Genomic DNA, 14,864 nt, shown 5'->3' with positions numbered 1-14,864 from the left:
CCGCACCGCGTCGAACCGCCCGGCCGATAGGGCTGCCGTGGCGGCTCGTGCTGCTCCACCAGAAGCATCATCGCGCACACCTCAACCGACCCTCGCGGGTCGGCTCAGAGGAATTTTCGCGCAACGGAGAGCCAAATGCCCAAGCTGAAGACCAAATCAGGCGCCAAGAAGCGCTTCAAGATCACCGGCACCGGTAAGGTTATGTACGCCCAGGCCGGCAAGCGCCACGGGATGATCAAGCGGACGACCAAGCAGATCCGCAACCTGCGCGGCACCACGACCCTGTTCGAGGGCGATGCCGCCAACGTGAAGAAGTACTTCCTGCCGAACGCGCGGTAAGCCTTCTGCACCCGTTGCCACTGTCTTTCGTCGAAACCAGGAGATAACCGATGGCCCGCGTCAAACGCGGCGTGACCAGTCACGCGAAGCACAAGAAAGTTCTGAAGGCCGCCAAGGGCTATTACGGCCGGCGCAAGAATACGATCCGGATCGCCAAGCAGGCGGTCGAGAAGGGCATGCAGTATGCCTACCGCGACCGTAAGAATAAGAAGCGTACGTTCCGCGCTCTCTGGATCCAGCGCCTCAACGCAGCCGTGCGCGAGCATGGCCTGACCTATTCGCGCTTCATCAACGGCCTCGCCAAGTCCGGCATCGTCGTCGACCGCAAGGCGCTGTCCGAACTGGCGATCCACGAGCCGGCGAGCTTTGCCGCCGTGGTCGAGAAGGCCAAGGCCGCCCTCCCCGAGACCACCGCCAAGGCCGCCTGACCCCAGGCCCGCGGCGAGACATCCGAAGGCGCGGCTCTCCCCCGAGAGTCGCGCCTTCGTCGTTCTCACGCCGCAGTTGAACGCACGCGCTTGCGTGACGGCGAACAACGCGCGAGAGCACGCCGCGACGGCGGCTCCGACAACCCTGCTCGAAGACAGCGATGACCGATCTCGACACCCTCGAACGCGACCTCCTGGCCCAGGTGACGGCTGCGTCCGACGAGGCCGCCCTCGACGCGGTGCGCGTGGCCGCGCTCGGCAAGAAGGGCAGCGTCTCCGATCTGCTCAAGACCCTGGGCTCCATGACGCCCGAGGAGCGCAAGGAACGCGGCCCGCTGATCAACGGCCTGCGCGACAGGATCCAGGGCGCCGTCACGGAGCGCAAGACCGCCCTGGTGGAGGCCGCTCTGGAGGCTCGCCTCGCTTCCGAGCGGGTCGACGTGACGTTGCCCATGCGCGAGGCGCCGGAAGTGCGCGGACGGATCCATCCGATCACGCAGGTGATCGACGAGATTACCGCGATCTTCGCCGATATGGGCTTCGCCGTGGCCGAGGGCCCGGATATCGAGACCGACGAGCTGAACTTCACCGCACTCAACTTCCCGCCCGGCCATCCGGCCCGCGAGATGCACGACACGTTCTTCCTGGCGCCGGACCAGACCGGGAAGCGGAAGGTGCTGCGCACCCACACGTCACCCGTCCAGATTCGGACGATGCGTGCGCAGACGCCCCCGATCCGCGTCATCATCCCGGGCCGGACCTACCGGCACGATTCCGACCAGACCCACACGCCGATGTTCCATCAGGTCGAGGGGCTGGTGATCGACACGGCTGCCAATATCGCCAACCTGAAATGGGTGCTGGAGGAATTCTGCAAGGCATTCTTCGAGGTCGACGGCGTGAAGATGCGCTTTCGCCCGTCGTTCTTCCCGTTCACCGAGCCGTCGGCCGAGGTCGACATCCAGTGCTCCCGCAAGGGCGGTGAGATCCGCTTCGGCGAGGGCACCGACTGGCTGGAGATCCTGGGCTGCGGAATGGTGCACCCGAACGTCCTGCGCAATTGCGGCCTCGATCCGGACGCGGTGCAGGGCTTCGCCTTCGGGGTCGGCATCGACCGCATCGCCATGCTGAAATACGGCATGCCGGACCTGCGCCCGTTCTTCGAGGCGGATGTGCGCTGGCTCGATCATTACGGCTTCCGGCCGCTGGATGTGCCGAGCCTGATCGGGGGTTTGACGGGGTAAGGCCACGGAGGTTGTCATGACCGACCAGGAAATCAGTCTGATCGTTGATCGCGTCCTGCGCGACCGGCTTCCAGCGGCCAGGTTCAGAAGTGCGGACGTTTGGTCGGACACCGATTTTGACGGAGATCCGATCATACGCGTGACCGCGCGCTACGATCATCGGCCGAGCATGAGACCGGATCCCCTGATCACGGCCGTTCACGATCTCCGTTCCGCCCTCATCGAGCGCGGAGAGAGTCGATTGGTGTTCTTGGACAACGAAGTTGCCGATGAGCGCCGTGTCGAGGAAGATGTCGAATAGCCTATGACCGCAATGGTCTTACAGATGCTCGACCAAGCAACGGAGTTGATCGAGCGGAACCCGGGTAGTTCGGCAGCGAAGCGACGTGCGGTCAGTGGAGCCTATTACGCGGCGTTCCACGCCGTCATGCAACTTTGCGCAGACGAAATCCTGCCTGGTTCGGACGCTGCGTCCGCCGAGTTCGAGCGCGTCTATCGTCAAATCGATCACGGGCCGCTCAAACAGGCTTTCGTGAGCGACGGCCCCTTGAAGCGAAACAGTGCGCTGAGGCAGATCGGCGACGATATCATTCGGTTACAGGATGCCCGAAAACTCGCGGATTATGCGCCGCCCCGGCCAAACGTAGTCACGCTGGCGAAAGCGCGGGAGCATGTCGAGCGGGCTCGCGAAATCCTCTCACGCCTTGCGAGCTTGACTGCTCAGGATCGCCGAACCCTGGCCTTGAACCTCCTCTTTCCCCCAAGAAAAAAATGAAATTCACCCTCTCCTGGCTCAAGGATCACCTCGACACCGAGGCGTCCCTCGACACCATCGCCGAGACGCTGACGCGGATCGGCCTCGAGGTCGAAGGCGTCGAGGACAAGGCGGCCGCCCTCAAGCCCTACGTCGTCGCCCGGATCCTGACGGCCGAGCAGCATCCCAACGCCGACCGGCTCCGGGTCTGCACCGTCGAGACCGGCGCCGGCGCGCCGGTGCAGGTGGTCTGCGGCGCGCCGAACGCGCGGGCCGGCTTGGTCACGGTGTTCGCGCCGCCCGGCACCTACGTGCCCGGCAAGGCGATCACGCTCTCGGTCGGCACGATCCGCGGCGTCGAGAGCCACGGCATGCTGTGCTCGGGTTCTGAGCTCGGGCTCGGCGAGGACCATGACGGCATCCTCGAACTTCCGGCTGAAGCGCCGGTCGGCCAGGGCTACGCGCTCTATGCCGGGCTCGACGATCCGGTCATCGAGATCAACCTGACGCCGAACCGGCCGGACTGCACCTCGGTGCACGGCATCGCGCGCGACCTCGCGGCGACCGGGATCGGCACGCTCAAGCACGAGGCCCAGCCGAGCGTGCGCGGCGAAGGCCCCTGCCCCGTCGAGATCGGCCTGGCCTTCGCGCCGGAGGACCGGCATCTCTGCCCGCTCTTCGCGCTCCGGCTGGTACGCGGCGTCAAGAACGGCCCGTCGCCGGCCTGGATGCAGGCCCGCCTGCGGGCGATCGGCCTGCGCCCGATCAACGCGCTGGTGGACATCACCAACTACGTCACCTTCGATCGCGGCCGGCCGCTGCACGTGTTCGACGCCGCCAAGGTCTCGGGCAGCGTGACGGTTCGACGGGCGCGGGACGGCGAGAGCCTGCTGGCGCTGGATGGGCGCACCTACACCCTCACCGACGACACCGTGGTGATCGCCGATCAGGCGGGCGTTGAATCGATCGCCGGCATCATGGGCGGGCAGGCCTCCGGCTGCGACGCGACAACCACGGACGTGCTGATCGAATCGGCCCTGTGGGATCCGGCCAACATCGCCCAGTCCGGGCGGCGTCTCGGCATCATCACCGATGCCCGGTACCGGTTCGAGCGCGGCGTCGATCCGGCCTTCACGCTGCCGGGCCTCGACCTGGCGACGCGCCTCGTGATCGACCTGTGCGGCGGCACGCCCTCCGAGGCGAAGATCGCCGGCGAACCGCCGGACTCCGAACGGATCATCGATTTCCCGTGGACCGAGGTGCGGCGGCTGGCCGGTATCGAGCTGCCGCAGATCGAGATCAAGCTGATCCTCGAGACGCTGGGCTTCCACGTCTCCGGCACCGGCGACCGGGTGAAGGTGTCGACGCCGTCCTGGCGGCCGGACGTGGAGGGCAAGGCCGACCTTGTCGAGGAGGTCATCCGCATCGCCGGTCTCGACCGGATCGAACCGAAGCCTCTGCCGCGGCTCGCCGGGATCGGCCGGCCGCTGCTCACCGTGATGCAGAAGTGCACCCGCATCGCCAAGCGCGCCCTCGCGAGCCGTGGCCTGATGGAGGCGGTGACCTGGTCGTTCGTCCCGCACGCAGATGCCGAGCTGTTCGGCGGCGGTGGTGCCGATCTGGTGCTGGCCAACCCGATCGCCTCGGAACTGTCGGACATGCGTCCGAGCCTGGTGCCGGGGCTCCTGCGGGCGGCGCAGCGCAACGCCGACCGGGGCTACCCGGACGCGGCCCTGTTCGAGGTCGGCCAGTGCTTCGCCACGGACGAGCCGGAGGGACAAAGCATCCGCGCGGCGGCGGTGCGGCGGGGCAGTGCCATCCTGGCGGGCGCTGGGCGTCACTGGGACGGAGCGACCAAGAATGTGGACGTCTTCGACGCCAAGGCCGATGCCCTTGCGCTGCTGGGTGTCCTCGGCGTGCCGACCGGCGGCCTGCAGGTGACCGCGGGCGGGCCGTCCTGGCTCCATCCGGGCCGCTCGGGCACTCTGCGCTTCGGACCGAAATCCGAGATCGGCTGGTTCGGCGAGGTCCATCCCAGGACCCTGCAGGCCCTCGACCTCAAGGGCAGCCTCGTGGCGTTCGAAATCGTGCTCGACGCGCTGCCTCTGCCCAAGCACAAGCCGACCAAGGCCAAACCGGCTTTGGCGTTGTCCGAGTTCCAGCCCCTGTCCCGGGATTTCGCGTTCGTGGTGGGCCGTGACGTGCCGGCGGGCGACATCGTCAAGGCGGCCCAGGGGGCCGAGCGCAAGCTCGTCACCGGCGTCGAGGTGTTCGACCTTTACGAGGGCCCCGGCGTGCCGGAGGGCTCGAAATCGGTGGCGATCGCCGTGCGTCTGCAACCGCTGGAGCGCACCCTGACCGATGCCGAGATCGAGGCGGTGAGCGCCAAGATCGTGGCCGAGGTCTCGCGCCGGACCGGCGCGACCCTGCGGGCTTGAGGAGGATGGCATGAGCCGAATCGCAGCGCTGATCGAAGACCTGGCGGCCTCCGAGTACCGGCCGACCAAGGCCCTGCGCGAGGCGCTGGCGCATCCGGCCGAGATCGCCGAGGCGACACTGCCGCTGATCGAGGCCGCGGCCAGGGGCGACGAACTCACCCCGGAGCAGGAGAACCTCCTGTTCTGGGGCCTGCACGTCATGGCGCAGGCCCGCGATACCCGTGCCCTGCCCCCCCTCCTCACGCTGCTTCGGCAGGACGAAGAGACGCTCGACGCGGTGCTGGGCGACGCCGTGACCGCGACCCTGTCCAAGGTCGTCAGCAGCCTGTTCGACGGGGATCACCAGCTCCTGTTCCGGCTGATCCTCGACAGCACCGTCGATGACCTCACCCGCATGGCGCTGCTGTCGGCCTGCACCTTCCTGACCCTGGAGGGGCGGATCGACCGCGACGCGATGCATGCGCTGCTGGTCCGGTTCGACGACGCGAAGGCGGCGGTCGAGGAGGGGCCGGCCTGGGTCGGCTGGGAGGAGTCGATCGCGCATCTCGGCTTCCGCGATCTCGCGCCCCGCGCCGCCGCGGCACGAGCCGATGGGCGGATCACCGATGAGATCAGCGACGCCGACTGGTTCAAGGAGGCCCTGCGCAAGGCCGAGACCAAGCCCGACGACCGGGACCGGCTCGGCCCCTACCAGTACGGCTATCTCGACGATCCGGTCGAAGCGCTCGACTGGACCGTGGAGGGCGCAGGCGAGCCGCAGCGCAACCCGTTCAAGGATGTCGGGCGCAACGATCCCTGCCCGTGCGGCTCGGGCAAGAAGTTCAAGAAGTGCTGCCTCGGCAAGGCGGAGGCGGACGGTCCCTGGATGCCGCCGGGTGCCTCACTGGGCTGACGACCCGGCGCCGCTGAGCGGGTTGTCCAGATCCCAGCCGTAGCTCAGGGTCTCGAACCGCATCGAGCGGGCATCGACCATCAGCAGGCGCCCGACCAGCGGTTCGCCGAAATCCGCCACGGCGCGGATCACCTCCATCGCCATGAGCGAGCCCATCACCCCGGCCAGCGCCCCGAGCACCCCGGCCTCGGCGCAGGCGGGGACGCTGCCCGGCGGCGGCGGGTTCGGGAACAGGCAGCGATAGGTCGGGTTCGGCGTCCCGTCGGGTCCGGTCTCGTGCGCCCGGATGGTGGTGAGCGTCCCGTCGAACCGGCCGAGCGCCGCCGTCACCAGCGGGCGCCGCGCGTGGAAGCAGGCATCCGAGACGGCGTAGCGCGTGGCGAAGTTGTCGGAGCCGTCAGCGACGAGGTCGTAGCTCGCGATCAGTTCGACCGCGTTGTCCGGCGCGATGCGGTACGGGTGCGGGACGACCGCGACGTGCGGGTTGAGCCGGGCCACCGCATCAGCCGCACTCTCGACCTTGGGGCGCCCGAGATCCGGGGTGCCGTGGATCACCTGGCGCTGGAGGTTCGAGAGCGAGACCGCGTCGTCGTCGACGATGCCGATCGTGCCGATGCCGGCTGCCGCGAGGTACTGGATCAGCGGCGCGCCGAGCCCCCCCGCCCCGATGACCAGCACTCGGGCCGCCTTGAGGCGTGCCTGTCCGGGACCCCCGACCTCGGCCAGGACGAGGTGGCGGGCGTAGCGTTCGATCTCGTCGGGAGCCAGGGCCATGGACAGGAGATAGTCGCCCACGCTTCGCGACGGAAGCGCCACAAATGCGAACGCCGCCCCGGTCAGGAGGCGGCGTGAACAGCAATTTGGAGATCGATCAGCGCGGCGCGAGGATCATGATCATCTGGCGGCCTTCGAGCATCGGCTCGCTCTCCACCTTGGCGATCTCGGCCGTCTCGGTCTTCACGCGCTCCAGGAGGCGCAGGCCGATATCCTGGTGAGCCATCTCACGACCACGGAAGCGCAGGGTCACCTTGACCTTGTCGCCTTCCTCGAAGAAGCGGTGCACCGACTTCATCTTGGTGTCGTAATCGTGCTTGTCGATGCCGGGGCGGAGCTTAATCTCCTTGACCTCGACCGTCTTCTGACGCTTGCGCGCCTCGTTCTGCTTCTTCTGCTCGTTGAAGCGGAAGCGCCCGTAATCGAGCAACTTGCAGACGGGCGGCACCGAGTTCGGCGCAATCTCCACGAGATCGAGGCCGGCTTCCTCAGCGAGGGTCAGCGCGTCGAAGAAGGGGACGACGCCGCGGTTCTGCCCGGTATCGTCGATCAGCTGCACTTCCCGCACCCCGCGGATGTCGCGGTTGGCGCGCGGCCCGTCCTTCTGCGGGGCCGGCATGGCTCTCATCGGTCTACGAATGGCTTCGGTCTCCTGCTGCAACGACGAAACGGCGGATCGGACGACCCGTTCCCAGGATCTCCTGACCGCCAGCCGCTCCGGTCTCTTCCGGAAATACTACGTTGGAGGAAGCCCGGCCAGAGTCAACGGGGTGTCGGGGCGAGGCGCGAAATAATCAGCCGCGCGTTGAAACGCTGACTCACGTCCCGGGTATCAGTCCCCTGCTGCCCGCACAGCGATCAGGAGTTTCGGCCGAGCAACTGGGCGTAGACCGCCAGTGTATCACCGGCCATGCGCTCCAGCGAAAAATTCGCCTCCACGTGGGCGCGGCCGCGCCGCACCAGCGCGTCCCGGGCACTGGCGCCGAGCGACAGGGCCTCGGTCAGTGCCGCGGCGAGGGCGCCCGCATCGCCGGGCGGCACGCGCCAGCCGGTCCGCTGGCTGGCCGAGACGTCCGGTGGCGCCAGCACCGTCTCGGGGACGGCCCCGAGATCCGAGACCACCACGGGCGTGCCGAGCGCCTGGGCCTCCACGGCCGAGCGGCCGAACGCCTCGGGCTCCACGGATGGAACGGCCACCACGGAAGCCGCCCGGAACGCGGCCGGCATGTCGGTGCAATGGCCGACCCGGCGGACGATACCGCCGAGACCGCGGGCGGCGATCAAGGCATCGAGTTCGCGCTCGTAGGACGCACGCCCCTGCGGATCGCCGGCGAGCACCACGGCAAGATCCGGGACGCCGCGGTCGCGCATCTGCGCGGCGGCGTCGATCAGCACCCGGTGCCCCTTCCAGGCGGTCAGCCGGGCGGCCAGCAGGATCACTCGCTCGTGCGGCGCAACGTTCCAGGCCCGGCGCAGGGCCTCGACCCGGCCGGCGCCGACCGCCACCGGGTTGAACACGGCGAGATCCGTGCCCCGGTGGATCACCCGCACCCGGTCGCCCGCCTGCTCGGCATGAAGCTGGTGGATCAAGTCGGCGGTGTAGCGCGAATTGGCGATCACCACGTCGCCCCGGGCCATCACGGAATTGTACAGCACCTTCACGCCTGTGCGGCCGGAATAGCTGCCGTGATAGGTGGTCACGAAGGGCAGGCCGAGGCGGCGGGCGGCGCCGAGCGCCACCCAGGCGGGTGCCCGTGACCGGGCATGAACGATCTGCACGCCCTCGCGCCGGCACAGGGCCATCAGCCGCACGACGTTAAGCGCCATGCGGGCGGGGTTCTTCGAGGCCGCCGGAAAGCGCAGCCAGTGGCCGCCCTTGGCTTGAAGCTCGCCGATCAAACGGCCGCCCTCGGTCGCGACCAGCGCCCGGGCTCCGACTCCCGCCAGGGCTTCGGCCACGTCGACCGTGGTCCGCTCGGCGCCGCCGGCATCGAGTTCCGGAATGATCTGCAGAACGCGGGCACCCGCGAGAACGTCAATTTCGGCCGGGAAGCTCGACAGGCTGCGCGTCACATCACCCATCCGCGCTCGGTCAGCGAGGAGACTCAAGCCCCCTGCCGGCATCTGCAACATACTCGTACCCATTGCCCCAGCATCGCGGTCGCGCTTTACGGTCTGGTAAACGGAGGTTGAAGCCGACCCGGTCAGGGAAGGACTTCTTGAAGCTCGACATAGGCCTACCGGAGAGATCGATGACCGATACAGGGCCGGACTTCATCAGCGTCGGCGACGGTGATGCCGCCCGGCAGATCGCGGTACGGATGCGCGAGGGTGCCGGGCCGCCCGTGGTGTGGCTCGGTGGATTCCGCTCCGACATGACCGCAACCAAGGCCACCTCCCTCGATGCCTGGGCGGCCGTGCAGAAGCGCGCCCTGGTGCGGTTCGATTACGCCGGCCATGGCGCGTCCGGCGGCAAGTTCGCCGATTGCACGATTTCATCCTGGCTCGAAGACGCGCAGGCGGTGCTGACGCAGTACGTTTCGGAGCCCCCGATCCTGGTCGGCTCGTCGATGGGCGGGTGGATCGCCTGCCTCGCTGCGCGGGACCGGGCGGCGCGCGGTCAGAAGACTGCAGGGCTCGTCTTGATCGCCCCAGCCCTGGATTTTACCGAGGACCTGATCTGGTCGCAGCTCGATGAGGCCGCGCGCGCCGCGCTGCTTCGCGACGGGGGCCTTCGCAGGCCTAGCGATTATTCGCCCGAGCCCGATCCGATCACTCTCGCACTGATCGAGGATGGCCGCCGGAACAGGTTGCTCACGCAGGCCTTCGATCCCGGTTGCCCGGTTCACATCCTGCAAGGCATGCGCGACTCGGATGTCCCCTACACGCATGCCCTCAAGACGGTCTGGCGACTGCCCGCCGAGGGCACCGTGCTCACCCTGATCGCGGATGGCGACCACCGCCTGTCACGGCCGCAGGATATCGCGCGGCTCGTGGCGGCGGTGGCTGGAATCGCCTGACCGAGGGGGTCAGTGCAGGCTGACGGCGTGGAGGTCCTGGGCGACGGCATTGGCCAGCACCACGTCCCGGGAATCCGCCAGCATGATCGGCTCGCCGCTCGCCGAGAGCAAGGCGAACAGATCGAGGCCGGGCATCAGCTCCGGCGCCTGCGGGAACAGGCGGCGCACCTCGTCGGACCGGATCGGGCGGACGTAGGCGATGTGCCCCTCGCCAAGGGCGGCGAGATCCGCCGGGTTGAACTCGGCCGGGTCGAGGTCGGCGGGAGTCAGGGGAGATGTGTTCAGGTTCGTCATGTCTTGCCCTCCTGAGGTGGCAGAGCGTCTACCTCCGGTCCCGGAGGCACCGGCGGTTCCATCCAGATGTGGGGATGTCCGGCGCCCAATCAATCGACCTATGGCATCGTCGCGCAGGGTCCAGATCGACCTTGAAATCGCGCCCGCTCTAGCCGCGGGCACCAATATCAATCTTGCGTACAATCCGATCGGGCTCGGGGCGGACAAGGTCGATCGAGAGCAGGCCATTGGCGAGATCCGCGCCCAGCACCTCCATGCCGTCGGCCAGGAGGAACGTGCGCTGGAACTGCCGCGCCGCGATGCCGCGGTGCAGGAATTGCCGCTCGCGCTCGTCAATTTGACGGCCACGGACCACGAGCTGACTGTCTTCCAGCATCACATCGAGTTGCTCCTGGGTGAACCCGGCCACGGCCAGGGTGATGCGCAGGCGCTCGGGCTCCCGCTCGGTCCGGGGCAGCCGCTCGATGTTGTACGGGGGATAGCCGTCGTTGGCGCCCTTCGCGACCCGATCGAGCGCCTGCTCGATCTCGTCGAAGCCGAGCAGGAATGGATGCCCGAAGGGCGAGGGTCGAGTCATCGCGGCCATCATCCTCACAGCGAGGCCTCCGACCCTGGGACTAGCCGCAGTCCCGGATCTCCGAGCACCTCGACGCCATGGAGCCCGCACGAAACAGCGCCCCACCGGTCGGAACACCGCCGGTAAGACGAAGATATGGCCAAGGCCTTCAACCCCATCAAGGGAACGGGTTAATTTCGTTTTTCAATCGCTTGGAGGATCGTGCCGGCATGCGATCGACGGGATCTTTTGGCATATTCCGACAGGATGTTTCAGCAATCGCCGAGACAGCCACGCTTTCCTCTAACAGTTTGGAACTGCTCTGATTTTCGCGCCGGGTCTTGATCCCGGAAGCTGGCGTGGCTACTGCCGCGATTGGTGAACGCCCGGCTCGACGGGTTCTCGCCAACGAGTCCCGACCCTCGCGGGATGCAGCGGAGCCCCGATGAGCGTGCCTTCGACCCCGGCAAGTCATGCGGCGATGCAGCGCGTCGTCGACGTGTGCGGAGACGAGGCCGACATCCTGGCGTTATCGGTGGCCCGATTCGTGGCGGCCGGCTACATGACCAGCGACGTGGCTTGCTGGAATGCTGCCTTCGACGGGGCCGAGCAGCTGCTCGGCCCGACGGAGGGATGCCGCTTCGTCGCCTGCGTGGTCGCAATCGTCCGGGCCCTGCGGGCCGAGCGCGAGGACGATTGGTCGTTCATGCCGGCGAGCTGCTGCCGGGTCACCGGTCACGAATGCGCGCTGGTTTCACTGATCGGCCGGGGCCGGCGCCGCCTCTGGGCGGATCTCGACGACGCTGCGGCTGCGCTCACCGGGCGCGAGGCGGCACCTCGTCTGGTCGCGGCGGTTCGGGCCGCTGTCGCCACCCTCGATGCGGCGGCCGAACGCTTGTCGCCCACAAGCTGCCCCCACAGGGCCATGCTCCACTAGGTCGGCCGCTTCAACGGCCAGTCCGGTTCCGGCCGGGTTCGAGAGAAGAGGAAATCGGTTGGTGCTTGCCTTGAGCGTCCCCTTGTATCGCCGTCGGATCGGGCGGATCGCCCTCGACACCGCTGCCTGCTTGGCGCTCTCGGCGCTCCTGGTCGTCTCGGCACTGGCGCAGGACGTCGCGGCCGAGAAGACGCCGCTGAAGCTTCAGCTCAACAAGCTGGAGACCGCGGGCGAGGCCTGCCGGGTCACCCTGGTGGTCGACAATTCCAAGGGGACGGCCCTCAAATCCTATAAGGTCGACCTGTTCGCCTTCGATCCAGAGGGCGTCGCCCAGAAGCGCGTGGCCGTTGAGCTCGGCCCCCTGCCGGCTCGCAAGACCACCGTAAAGATCTTCGATTTCCCCGGCATCGCCTGCGGCAAGGTCGGCCGGGTTCTGCTGAACGATGTTTTGGCCTGTGACGGTGGCGACGCCGCCCGTGAGGTCTGCCTGGAGCGCACCGAGACTGAGTCCAAGGCCGGACCTGCCTTCGACCGCTGAGGTGGCCTGAAGGATCCTGAGACCACACCGCCCCGGTGCCGAATGTCGCCGGGCGGCCAGCGGCTTTCGCCGCACCTCGACATGACGGCGGCCCCTGGGCCGCATGACACCAGGAGCCCGCGATGGACCCGACACAAGCCCCGACCGAGGTCGTCCACGACTTCTCGTTCCTCGGCCTATTCCTGCAGGCCGACCCGATCGTGAAAGGCGTGATGATCCTGCTGGTGATCGCCTCGATCGCGTGCTGGACGGTGGTGTTCGAGAAGATCATCCGGCTCTCGGCCGCCCGGCGTCAGGCGAAGGCGTTCGAGACCCTGGTGCGCTCGGGCGGCAGCCTCGACGGCCAGCACAAGGGCCTGACCGGCCATGTCGTGAAGGCCGCCATCGATGCGTGGCGCGACCAGGATCCCACCGAGACCCGGGGCGAGCGGCGCGAGCGGATCGAGCGGGCCATGCGTGGCGCGCTGGGCCTCGAAGTGAAGCGCCTGCGCACCGGCCTGTCGCTGCTCGCCACCTCGGGCTCCACGGCCCCGTTCGTCGGCCTGTTCGGCACGGTCTGGGGCATCATGAACTCGTTCTCGTCGATCGCGCGCAGCCAGGACACCTCGCTCGCGGTCGTCGCGCCGGGCATCGCGGAGGCCCTGTTCGCCACCGCCATCGGCCTCGTCGTAGCGATCCCGGCGGTGATGGCCTACAACAAGCTGGCGGGTGATATCGGCGGCATCCAAAGCTCCTTCACCGCCTACATCTCGCTACTGGGCGACCGCCTCGCCCGTGACCGGGCCGCAGCCGGGCACCATCGCGCAGCGGCCGAATAGGCGCTCGACATCGCCAGGGTCCGTCGCCCCGCGATCGGGCCCAGTGCCAAACCCGTGATCTGACCCGCTCGCCATTGCCGCTTCGGCCCTGAGCGTTCCGACCCATGGTCCCAACGGGGCCGACCGCAACCAACCGGAGACGCCGCAATGGCGATGGCCTCGCCCCGCGCAAGCGACGACGACGACCACGACGACATGCCGATGTCCGACATCAACGTCACGCCGATGGTGGACGTGATGCTCGTCCTCTTGATCATCTTCATGGTCGCGGCGCCGCTGATGACCACCGGGGTGCCGGTGCAGCTGCCCAAGACCGCGGCGGCCAAGGTTGCTCAGTCGAAGAAGCCTCAGGAGGTGACGGTCGACAAGGACGGCAACCCGTCGATCGCCAAGGAGGTCTTCACCATGGACAGCCTCGTGCCGCGCCTGCGTGAGATGGCGGCCGCTGACAAGGATCAGGTCATCCTGGTGCGCGGCGACCGGGACGTGCCCTACGGCAAGATCATGCAGGTGATGGGCTTGGTCGGCCAGGCGGGCTTCACGAAAGTATCGCTGATCGCGCAATCGCCGGGCGGACCCGCCGCGGCAGCGCCGGCCGCTCCCGTAGAGACCGCCCGCTGAATCGATGAGCACGCTGACTTCGACGGATCTGCCGGCGGGCCCCGGCGAGCGCGGCCCCTCCGGGTTACTCGCCGCCTTCCTGGTCGCGTTCGCCCTACACGCGCTCGTTCTCGTGGCGGTGATGTTCTACCGGCTGACGCCGCCCGCGCCCCCCGGCGAGCAGCAGATCTCGATCGATCTGGCGCCGGTGATGACCGATGCGGCGACCGAGGCGCCTTCCGAGCAGCAGATGAGCCAGGCGGCCCCTCCGGAGGCCAAACCGGTGGAGTTGCCGCCCGATGAGGCCGTGCAGCCGCCGCCCCCGGAGATGACCGAGGTCACGCCGGACGAGACTCAGGCCGTCGTGGAGCCGCCACAGGAAGCCGTCCCGGTGGAGGCCCAGAGCGAGGTGATCACCTCGTCCTCCGAGACCGCCGAGCCGTTGGCGCCGCCGCCGACCGAGGTGGCCAAGACCGAAGAGCCGCCGAAACCGACGCCGGATCCGGCGAAGATCAAAGCCGAGCGCGAGGCCAAGCTTCGCAAGATCCGCGAAGAGAAGCTGCGCGAGCAGAAGCGCGAGGAGCGACTCGAGGAGATTCGCGAAGCGAAGCTGAAAGCGGCCCGCGAAGCCAAGGCGAAGCAGGCGAAGGCGCAGCAGGGCGCGGAAGCGCGCAATTCGGCCTCGGCCTCGCGCCAGAATGCGGCCGGTCGCGCCGCCGCGGGCAGCGATCCGAGCGCGCTGCGCCAATGGACCGGTGCGATCAGCGCAGCGATCCACGGGCGGATGAACCCGGGCGTCGCCGCCGGCACCGCCGGGGGCACCGCCATGGTCCGGTTCACCGTGATGCGCTCGGGGGCGGTGACGGGGGCCGGCCTCGCCCGGTCCAGCGGCGTCGGCCAGATCGACAGCGCCGCGCTGGCGGCGGTGCGGGGCGGGATGCCGCCGGCGCCCCCCGGGGTGACGCAACCGAGCCTTTCGGTCACGATCCCGCTCAACTATCGCGTGCGGTAAGCAGGAATAAGCGCCGCACCACGAGGCAGAGACGCCGACCTCGATTGAACAGGCATCTCTGGATCCGGGACGAATACGTTACGCTGTCCTGCAGCTTCGACATGCCGGATTCGCCATCCGCCCCGCTTGCGTGCTAGTGATCTTGTGATCATGGCCTCGAGCAGTCGTCGCAGGACGGCGTGGCGGGGCGGATCTTCCGGCCTTGCCCCTCCACCCCTCG

Annotated in this window: 18 protein-coding genes; 13 read left to right on the top strand and 5 right to left on the bottom strand. The window is 68.2% G+C overall.

Annotated features, from left to right (window positions below):
• Positions 1-135: 135 nt before the first annotated feature.
• The 7 genes from rpmI to MKK65_RS30555 all read left to right on the top strand — a co-directional run bounded on the left by rpmI (position 136) and on the right by MKK65_RS30555 (position 6,095).
• Positions 136-339: a 50S ribosomal protein L35 gene (rpmI, locus tag MKK65_RS30585; RefSeq protein ID WP_007561407.1), complete on the top strand. Its 204-nt coding sequence runs from the start codon at positions 136-138 to the stop codon at positions 337-339.
• Between the two features lie 50 nt (positions 340-389).
• The gene (rplT, locus tag MKK65_RS30580; protein WP_007561402.1) at positions 390-767 is read left to right on the top strand and encodes a 50S ribosomal protein L20; all 378 of its coding nucleotides are present in this window, start codon (positions 390-392) and stop codon (positions 765-767) included.
• A gap of 161 nt (positions 768-928) precedes the next feature.
• Complete coding sequence (gene pheS / locus MKK65_RS30575; RefSeq protein WP_058192663.1) at positions 929-2,011, top strand: phenylalanine--tRNA ligase subunit alpha; 1,083 nt, start codon at positions 929-931, stop codon at positions 2,009-2,011.
• A 16-nt stretch (positions 2,012-2,027) separates the two neighbouring features.
• Positions 2,028-2,312: a hypothetical protein gene (locus MKK65_RS30570; protein WP_058192662.1), complete on the top strand. Its 285-nt coding sequence runs from the start codon at positions 2,028-2,030 to the stop codon at positions 2,310-2,312.
• A gap of 3 nt (positions 2,313-2,315) precedes the next feature.
• Positions 2,316-2,786 (top strand): hypothetical protein, encoded by a 471-nt coding sequence (locus MKK65_RS30565; protein ID WP_058192661.1) that lies wholly within the window; start codon positions 2,316-2,318, stop codon positions 2,784-2,786.
• The gene (gene pheT / locus MKK65_RS30560) at positions 2,783-5,203 is read left to right on the top strand and encodes a phenylalanine--tRNA ligase subunit beta (RefSeq protein WP_243961947.1); all 2,421 of its coding nucleotides are present in this window, start codon (positions 2,783-2,785) and stop codon (positions 5,201-5,203) included. Before MKK65_RS30565 ends, pheT begins: the two co-directional genes overlap by 4 nt.
• Positions 5,204-5,213: 10 nt before the next feature.
• Positions 5,214-6,095 (top strand): DUF1186 domain-containing protein, encoded by an 882-nt coding sequence (locus tag MKK65_RS30555; RefSeq protein ID WP_243961946.1) that lies wholly within the window; start codon positions 5,214-5,216, stop codon positions 6,093-6,095.
• Here MKK65_RS30555 and MKK65_RS30550 read toward each other — a convergent pair.
• From MKK65_RS30550 to MKK65_RS30540, 3 genes are all read right to left on the bottom strand, one after another.
• The gene (locus MKK65_RS30550; RefSeq protein WP_243962058.1) at positions 6,084-6,869 is read right to left on the bottom strand and encodes a HesA/MoeB/ThiF family protein; all 786 of its coding nucleotides are present in this window, start codon (positions 6,867-6,869) and stop codon (positions 6,084-6,086) included. The genes MKK65_RS30555 and MKK65_RS30550 overlap by 12 nt on opposite strands.
• A 97-nt stretch (positions 6,870-6,966) precedes the next feature.
• The gene (gene infC, locus MKK65_RS30545; protein WP_243944922.1) at positions 6,967-7,488 is read right to left on the bottom strand and encodes a translation initiation factor IF-3; all 522 of its coding nucleotides are present in this window, start codon (positions 7,486-7,488) and stop codon (positions 6,967-6,969) included.
• 239 nt (positions 7,489-7,727) lie between these two features.
• Positions 7,728-8,951, bottom strand: a complete 1,224-nt coding sequence (locus tag MKK65_RS30540) for a glycosyltransferase family 4 protein (RefSeq protein ID WP_243961945.1) — start codon at positions 8,949-8,951, stop codon at positions 7,728-7,730.
• Between the two features lie 170 nt (positions 8,952-9,121).
• On the opposite strand from MKK65_RS30540, the gene MKK65_RS30535 reads away from it, so the two are divergent.
• Positions 9,122-9,889, top strand: coding sequence for an alpha/beta fold hydrolase (locus tag MKK65_RS30535; RefSeq protein WP_243961944.1), 768 nt, complete (start codon positions 9,122-9,124; stop codon positions 9,887-9,889).
• 9 nt (positions 9,890-9,898) lie between these two features.
• Here the strand turns inward: MKK65_RS30535 and MKK65_RS30530 are convergent, their stop codons facing one another.
• Both MKK65_RS30530 and MKK65_RS30525 read right to left on the bottom strand, forming a co-directional pair.
• Positions 9,899-10,183 carry a DUF1150 family protein gene (locus tag MKK65_RS30530; RefSeq protein ID WP_058192655.1) on the bottom strand — a complete coding sequence of 95 codons (285 nt, stop codon included), beginning with the start codon at positions 10,181-10,183 and terminating at the stop codon, positions 9,899-9,901.
• A gap of 148 nt (positions 10,184-10,331) precedes the next feature.
• On the bottom strand, positions 10,332-10,760 hold the full coding sequence (locus MKK65_RS30525; protein ID WP_058192754.1) for an Hsp20 family protein: 429 nt from the start codon (positions 10,758-10,760) through the stop codon (positions 10,332-10,334).
• 424 nt (positions 10,761-11,184) lie between these two features.
• On the opposite strand from MKK65_RS30525, the gene MKK65_RS30520 reads away from it, so the two are divergent.
• The 5 genes from MKK65_RS30520 (at position 11,185) to MKK65_RS30500 (ending at position 14,644) form a co-directional block, all read left to right on the top strand.
• Positions 11,185-11,676, top strand: coding sequence for a hypothetical protein (locus MKK65_RS30520; RefSeq protein WP_058192654.1), 492 nt, complete (start codon positions 11,185-11,187; stop codon positions 11,674-11,676).
• A gap of 61 nt (positions 11,677-11,737) precedes the next feature.
• Positions 11,738-12,214: a hypothetical protein gene (locus tag MKK65_RS30515; RefSeq protein ID WP_058192753.1), complete on the top strand. Its 477-nt coding sequence runs from the start codon at positions 11,738-11,740 to the stop codon at positions 12,212-12,214.
• Positions 12,215-12,336: 122 nt separating this feature from the next.
• The gene (locus tag MKK65_RS30510; protein ID WP_058192653.1) at positions 12,337-13,032 is read left to right on the top strand and encodes a MotA/TolQ/ExbB proton channel family protein; all 696 of its coding nucleotides are present in this window, start codon (positions 12,337-12,339) and stop codon (positions 13,030-13,032) included.
• 147 nt (positions 13,033-13,179) lie between these two features.
• Positions 13,180-13,653, top strand: a complete 474-nt coding sequence (locus tag MKK65_RS30505) for an ExbD/TolR family protein (protein ID WP_243961943.1) — start codon at positions 13,180-13,182, stop codon at positions 13,651-13,653.
• A 4-nt stretch (positions 13,654-13,657) separates the two neighbouring features.
• Entirely contained in the window at positions 13,658-14,644 is a 987-nt protein-coding gene (locus MKK65_RS30500; protein ID WP_243961941.1) for an energy transducer TonB, read from the top strand.
• The last annotated feature ends 220 nt before the right edge of the window (positions 14,645-14,864 follow it).

Origin of the sequence: Methylobacterium sp. J-001 (assembly GCF_022829565.1) — a bacterium.
In the GTDB taxonomy this organism is placed as follows: Bacteria; Pseudomonadota; Alphaproteobacteria; order Rhizobiales; family Beijerinckiaceae; genus Methylobacterium.
Note: the sequence above shows the minus strand (reverse complement) of the source record. Positions and strands in the feature narration are given on the sequence as shown.

Excerpts from the sequence above, each read along its gene's own strand:
- rpmI (WP_007561407.1), top strand. The coding sequence starts at position 136 with ATGCCCAAGCTGAAGACCAAATCAGGCGCCAAGAAGCGCTTCAAGATC.
- pheT (WP_243961947.1), top strand. The coding sequence starts at position 2,783 with ATGAAATTCACCCTCTCCTGGCTCAAGGATCACCTCGACACCGAGGCG.
- MKK65_RS30555 (WP_243961946.1), top strand. The coding sequence starts at position 5,214 with ATGAGCCGAATCGCAGCGCTGATCGAAGACCTGGCGGCCTCCGAGTAC.
- MKK65_RS30510 (WP_058192653.1), top strand. The coding sequence starts at position 12,337 with ATGGACCCGACACAAGCCCCGACCGAGGTCGTCCACGACTTCTCGTTC.
- rplT (WP_007561402.1), top strand. The coding sequence starts at position 390 with ATGGCCCGCGTCAAACGCGGCGTGACCAGTCACGCGAAGCACAAGAAA.
- MKK65_RS30535 (WP_243961944.1), top strand. The coding sequence starts at position 9,122 with ATGACCGATACAGGGCCGGACTTCATCAGCGTCGGCGACGGTGATGCC.
- MKK65_RS30505 (WP_243961943.1), top strand. The coding sequence starts at position 13,180 with ATGGCGATGGCCTCGCCCCGCGCAAGCGACGACGACGACCACGACGAC.
- pheS (WP_058192663.1), top strand. The coding sequence starts at position 929 with ATGACCGATCTCGACACCCTCGAACGCGACCTCCTGGCCCAGGTGACG.
- MKK65_RS30500 (WP_243961941.1), top strand. The coding sequence starts at position 13,658 with ATGAGCACGCTGACTTCGACGGATCTGCCGGCGGGCCCCGGCGAGCGC.
- MKK65_RS30525 (WP_058192754.1), bottom strand. The coding sequence starts at position 10,760 with ATGACTCGACCCTCGCCCTTCGGGCATCCATTCCTGCTCGGCTTCGAC.
- MKK65_RS30520 (WP_058192654.1), top strand. The coding sequence starts at position 11,185 with ATGAGCGTGCCTTCGACCCCGGCAAGTCATGCGGCGATGCAGCGCGTC.
- MKK65_RS30530 (WP_058192655.1), bottom strand. The coding sequence starts at position 10,183 with ATGACGAACCTGAACACATCTCCCCTGACTCCCGCCGACCTCGACCCG.
- MKK65_RS30550 (WP_243962058.1), bottom strand. The coding sequence starts at position 6,869 with ATGGCCCTGGCTCCCGACGAGATCGAACGCTACGCCCGCCACCTCGTC.
- MKK65_RS30565 (WP_058192661.1), top strand. The coding sequence starts at position 2,316 with ATGACCGCAATGGTCTTACAGATGCTCGACCAAGCAACGGAGTTGATC.
- infC (WP_243944922.1), bottom strand. The coding sequence starts at position 7,488 with ATGCCGGCCCCGCAGAAGGACGGGCCGCGCGCCAACCGCGACATCCGC.
- MKK65_RS30570 (WP_058192662.1), top strand. The coding sequence starts at position 2,028 with ATGACCGACCAGGAAATCAGTCTGATCGTTGATCGCGTCCTGCGCGAC.
- MKK65_RS30540 (WP_243961945.1), bottom strand. The coding sequence starts at position 8,951 with ATGGGTGATGTGACGCGCAGCCTGTCGAGCTTCCCGGCCGAAATTGAC.